A 983-nucleotide genomic window follows, 5' to 3' on the forward strand; every position below is an offset into this window, starting at 1 on the left:
ATCATTAGTAGCCAGATGCCACAATCATTATTGCCTCACAGTTATGTTTCCAGTAGTATTTTGGCTAAAGTAGCTGAATATAAATTTGCCTTAGCTTTACCCTTTCATCGACAAGTAAAGCTTTGGCAAGCCGTTGGTTTGCCAGTTAGCGGTCGTCAACTCGCCACTAATATCATTACAGTTAGTCAAACATACTTGAAGCCACTGTATGAACGGCTAACCCAATTAATGCAAGGTGAAAACGTAATTCAAATGGATGAAACGCCATTTAAGGTCATTGACGAAGCTAAAAATACCAGCTATTTTTGGGCAACCAAGACCACGAGCGAATTTAGTCGTCATCAGATGGTGATTTTTCACTATCGTAATACACGCTCAGGAAAAGTAATTGGCGATATTATCGGACAGAACTATCCGGGCTTTATCATGTGTGATGGCTATGTCGGTTACAGTAATTGTTTATATCCCAATGCCCGATTTGGCTCGTGCTTAGTTCATATTCGTCGGGAGTTTATTCGAATCACTAAATTACTGAGTAAGAAGCAATTAAAGTATTCGAAAGCTCTCCATGCGGTAAAACTACTCGGGGCCGTTTTCCATAAGGAAAACGGATTAGTATATCAAACTGAAGAGGAAAAGCGGCAGCAAAGAATTACTCATGTGAAGCCGTTGCTTGATAGGTTTTACCAGTACTTGGGAAGTATCACTTCACCACAGGGCCGGCTGTGTGCAGCCATCAAGAATGCCTTAAAGCTTCGGACAAGAGTATATCGGATTTTTGAAAATGGACAAATCCCCCTAAGCAATAACTCGCTAGAAGGAGAGATCCGTTTTACAACCTTGGTTCGTAAGAACTGCTTGTTTGCGAAAAGCGTTCGTGGAGCTGAAGCTAATGCGATTTATTACACGTTAGTGGCAACAGCAAAAATTAATAAACTAAATGTATATAAGTATTTCAAATACCTGTTTGATCGACTACCCAA

1 protein-coding gene is annotated in these 983 nt (G+C 40.3%); it reads left to right on the top strand.

From position 1 onward, the window contains the following. Positions 1 to 983 (top strand): IS66 family transposase (tnpC, locus tag FD34_RS01310; RefSeq protein WP_083479766.1); only part of this gene is annotated, 983 nt, incomplete at both ends.

This window comes from Limosilactobacillus pontis DSM 8475 (assembly GCF_001435345.1).
GTDB lineage: Bacteria > Bacillota > Bacilli > Lactobacillales > Lactobacillaceae > Limosilactobacillus > Limosilactobacillus pontis.